Consider the following 3,604-nt stretch of genomic DNA (forward strand, 5'->3'; position numbering starts at 1 on the left):
TCGACCGGGCAGAAGACCTCCAGCCCCTCCCTGATACCGACCAGGTAGTCGTCCCACCCGTGCCCCGGGGCGATGTGGACGAGACCGGTGTTATCGAGCTCGACGTAGTCTGCAGCCACAACCCGGTGCCGAATCTCGGACTGGCGCGGTACAGGGCTGGCGAGCGGTGATGTGTACTCCGTCCCGACGAGATCGCTTCCCGGGACGCGGCCCTCGACCGTGTAGTCCTGGTAGCGCCCCATCTTCAGGACAGACTCGACGAGTTCGTCGGCGATCCAGAGGATCTCTTCGCTGCCGTCCTTCTCAGCCCGCACCCGGGCGTAGGTGAACTCGGGGTTGACCGCCACCGCCACGTTTGCGGGAAGGGTCCAGGGTGTCGTCGTCCAGATCACCAGGTACTCGTTCTCGCGCCCGGTGACGGGGAACTTGACGAATATGGAGGGATCGGTCTCGTCCCAGTACTCCACTTCTGAATCGGCGATAGCGGTCTCGCACCGGGGACACCAGTTCACGACCCGGTGGCCGCGCTCGAGGAGCCCGCGCTCGTCCGCCCGCTGGATCGTCCACCACGCAGACTCGATGTAGTCCTCCTTGATGGTCTGGTAGGGGTTCTCGAAGTCGAGCCAGATACCGAGCCGCCGGAACTGGTCGCTCATGATCTCCATGTGCGTCACCGCAAACTCCCGGCACTGCTCGATGAACCTGGCGATACCGTACTCCTCGATATCCTTCTTGGAGGCAAACCCGAGCTGGTGCTCCACCTTCACCTCGATGGGGAGACCGTGCATGTCGTAGCCGGCCCGCTCGATGACGTCTGCGCCCCGCATCCGGTGATACCGGAGGATGGCATCTTTTATGATCTTATTCCAGGCAGTGCCGAGGTGGATGTGGCCGGTGGTATACGGCGGCCCGTCGACAAAAAAGAACGTTTTTCCACCCTTCCGCAGAGCCTTGACGCGTGCATAGGTATTTTCTTTCTTCCAGTAATCCTGGACTCCTGCTTCGATGTCACGCGGGTTATAACTGCTGGTGACTTCTTTCACCTCATATCCCTCATATCCACACTCTGGTGTACCGTTTGTCCTCGTGGAACAAATCATTTTGGAGTGGTGCCGTGCGGGGTCGGGGGGTGGGGGCGGCATGGAATGACATTCCTGAGCGGACCATTTCACCTCAACTTGAGGGGGCCGTGGGAGTGATCGCCGGTCTCACGTGGAAGGAAGCGAAGTTCGGTTGCCGGTCGGTATAGAGCCCCCTTCGCGGCCTTCGCGTCTTTCGCGTGAGACTGTATCACCTCCGTACCAAAACCTCACGCGAAGCCGCGAAGAACGCGAAGACGAAGCGGTACATGCTGGCAACGTTACTTCGCGGCTTCGCGTCCTTCGCATGAGGCAATCCGGGTTTCAGGGACTATTCTGACCCCGGAACTCCACTGCACCGAGTCATCTTCATCCGCAGTATGTGAGGGGGATCGTCGGTCGCACGCGGAAGTAGGAGCAAACCCCGGGCAGGTCTTTATAGGCAAACCTCCGAGTCTCCCCCATGCAGATCGCAGTCATCGGGAGGGGGGACTGCTCAGAGGAGGAATACAGGGAGGCTGAGGCCGTCGGCCGCCTCATCGCCGGCAACCGCGGGACCGTCTGCTGCGGCGGCCTCGGCGGGGTTATGGAGGCCGCCTGCAAGGGCGCGAAGGAAGCGGGCGGCACCACCGTCGGCATCCTCCCCGATACCGGGGACGGGAACGCTTATCTCGACGTGGTCATCCGCACCGGCATGGGCCACGCAAGGAACGTCGTCCTGGTCAACTCCGCTGACGCGGTCATCGCCGTCGGCGGAGGCTACGGGACGCTCTCTGAGATCGCGGTCGCGCTCAAGACAGGAAAACCCGTCTTCGGGCTTCGCACATGGAAAATAGAGGGGGTGACGGCCTGCGCCACGCCGGAAGAGGCGGTCACCCTTGCAGTTCGCGCAGGACGCCGGTCTCGTCCGTCTCGTAGCCCCCGAGGTCCTGGAGGACCTGCTTGAACGCCTCCGACGAGACGGTCTCAACCAGGGCTGCAATCCTTGGGTCGTCGAGCATCGCACGGTGCATCACGAGTTCGTACCGCTCCGTCGCCACCGGGACGAACTGAAGTCCGAGCGCCTTTGCGGCGCTGTAGACCCCCATCCCCGCATCCGCCTCCCCGGTCCGGACCGCAAGGGCCACCGCAAGGTGCGTCGTCGCCTCACGCCCGTACCCGGGGATGGATGTCGGGTCGATCCCGCACTTTGCGAGGCAGTGATCGAGGAGGATCCTGGTTCCCGACCCCCTCTGCCGGTTGATGAACGTCCGCCCGGGGAGGTCGTCAAACCCAAGTCCGTCGCGGGAGATGACCCCCTGTTGCCGCTTTGCCACACAGAGGAGGACGAGGTCGGCGCCGGGCATGTAGCGCTCCAGGTAGTAGGTGTTGTAGGTGCCGTCGGGGGCGAGGAGGTGCATCGGGGCCGCATGGCACTCCTCCTTCTTCAGCGCGATCACCCCGCCCATGCTCCCGAGATGGGTGGAGTGAATGTCGACACCGCGCGGCCGGACCAGGTCTGCCAGGTGGTCAAGGGCCGGGTCGTGGCTGCCGGTGATGAGAACAGCCTCCTCCGCCTCTGCGCGCGGGACTGAGAGCCTGACCGCCACCGTCTCCCCGGCCTCTGCGCCTTCCTTCTGCGCCGGGATCTGCATATACCCGTTTGCCCGCACCGCGCTCATCTGGACACCCGCACCCCGTGACTGCGGCGCCGCAACCCACCGGTCACCGATCCTTCCTGTCGAGAGGAGGACAAACTCATCGGTCCCGATATCTGACTGGAGGCTCGTGGTTAGTCTGGCGGCGACGCGCTCGGGCTCGCAGGTGGGAAGGCCGTAGCGGGCGACGAGCGGGAGCACGATCTCGCGGAGTACGGTCGCGGCCGCGAGCGGGTAGCCCGGGAGGCCTATCACTGGTTTTTCGTCGATCCGACCGATGATCACCGGTTTTCCGGGCTTGATGGCGACCCCGTGCGCCAGCACCTCGCCGAGGTCCCGGATGATATCAGCGGTGTAGTCCCGGGTTCCGGCAGACGACCCTGCCGAGACGAGCAGGATATCGTTCTCGGCGACGCCGCGGCGGACGGCATCACGGATCAGGTCGTAGTCGTCAGGGACGATTGGGTAGCGGTGCGCCTCTGCACCCGCCCCCTCGAGGACCGCCGCGGCCATCAGGGTGTTGCTCTCCACCACCTTCCCGGGCGGCGGCACCACACCCGCCGGCACCAGCTCGCTCCCGGTGGGGACCAGACCCACACGGACATTGAGGACCGCAAGGTCGGTGACCCCGTAGGTTGCAAGCGCCCCCACATCCTGCGGCCGGATCTGGTGATGCGACGGGAGGATCATCTCCGACTCCCCGATATCCTCGCCGACCGGGCGGATATGCTGCCAGGCGCTGACCGGTTTTCTGACAGTATAGGTCTCGTCGTCGACCCAGACATCCTCGATCATGACCACCGCATCGTACTCGGGCGGGACGATGTTTCCTGTATTGACCCTCGCCGCATCCGGGAGAGTCACCGGGTTCTGCTCGCTTGCCCCGAC

3 protein-coding genes are annotated in these 3,604 nt (G+C 64.2%); 1 reads left to right on the forward strand and 2 read right to left on the reverse strand.

Going from position 1 to position 3,604, the window contains the following annotated elements; genetic code table 11:
• Positions 1-1,043: class I tRNA ligase family protein (locus BP858_RS07520; protein WP_286879207.1), on the reverse strand; the 1,043-nt coding region annotated here is incomplete at its 3' end.
• Between the two features lie 499 nt (positions 1,044-1,542).
• Here BP858_RS07520 and BP858_RS07525 point away from each other — a divergent pair.
• Positions 1,543-2,025: a TIGR00725 family protein gene (locus BP858_RS07525; protein ID WP_014866097.1), complete on the forward strand. Its 483-nt coding sequence runs from the start codon at positions 1,543-1,545 to the stop codon at positions 2,023-2,025.
• Here BP858_RS07525 and BP858_RS07530 read toward each other — a convergent pair.
• Positions 1,952-3,604, reverse strand: a 1,653-nt coding sequence (locus BP858_RS07530) for a molybdopterin biosynthesis protein (protein ID WP_286879208.1), incomplete at its 5' end; no start/stop codon positions are given. The genes BP858_RS07525 and BP858_RS07530 overlap by 74 nt on opposite strands.

Origin of the sequence: Methanoculleus sp. UBA413 (assembly GCF_002502935.1) — an archaeon.
Classification (GTDB): domain Archaea; phylum Halobacteriota; class Methanomicrobia; order Methanomicrobiales; family Methanoculleaceae; genus Methanoculleus; species Methanoculleus bourgensis.

Bases quoted from the DNA above. Each gene is read 5' to 3' on its own strand.
- BP858_RS07525 (WP_014866097.1), top strand. From the start codon at position 1,543: ATGCAGATCGCAGTCATCGGGAGGGGGGACTGCTCAGAGGAGGAATAC.